Annotated in this window: 1 protein-coding gene; it reads left to right on the top strand. The window is 64.7% G+C overall.

What is annotated here, in order from left to right; all coding sequences use genetic code 11:
- Positions 1-578: transposase (locus MWC30_RS21765; RefSeq protein ID WP_244086296.1), on the top strand; the 578-nt coding region annotated here is incomplete at both ends.

Genomic DNA, 578 nt, shown 5'->3' with positions numbered 1-578 from the left:
CGGTGGTCGCGATCGAACCCTCCAGCGCGTTCCGCAACGCCGTACGCCAGGTGCTGCCGGCGGTGGAGATCAGCGTTGATCACTGGCACGTGGTTCGCCTCGGTAACCAGATGCTCACCGAGGTCCGGCAACGGGTCACCCGCGAAGTCTTGGGCCGGCGAGGCCGGAAAGAGGACTCGGTGTGGGCTCACCGGATGCTGCTGCTGCGCGCCGGGGACCGACTCACCGACGCCGGACTCCACCGGTTAGAGCAAGTCCTCGAAGATGCTGACTATGAGCAGGTTGCTGCCGCCTGGGCGGTCAAGGAGCGCCTACGGGTCATGCTGGCCGCCAAGGACATCCCGGCAGCCCAGAACGCCCGGATCGACTTCGAAATGGCGGTGGCCGCCGCTGACATGGCCGAGACCGATAAACTCGCCGCCACCGTCGGGAACTGGTGGACCGAGATCAAGGTCTTCGTCCGCACCCAGGTCACCAACGCTCGTACTGAAGCGGCCAACACCGGGATCAAACACATCAAGCGCACCGGCCGCGGGTTCCGCAACCAGAAGAACTATCAATCACGTATCCTAGGCACC

The sequence above is a fragment of the Desulforhabdus sp. TSK genome (genome assembly GCF_022836495.1).
In the GTDB taxonomy this organism is placed as follows: domain Bacteria; phylum Desulfobacterota; class Syntrophobacteria; order Syntrophobacterales; family Syntrophobacteraceae; genus Desulforhabdus.
Note: the sequence above shows the minus strand (reverse complement) of the source record. Positions and strands in the feature narration are given on the sequence as shown.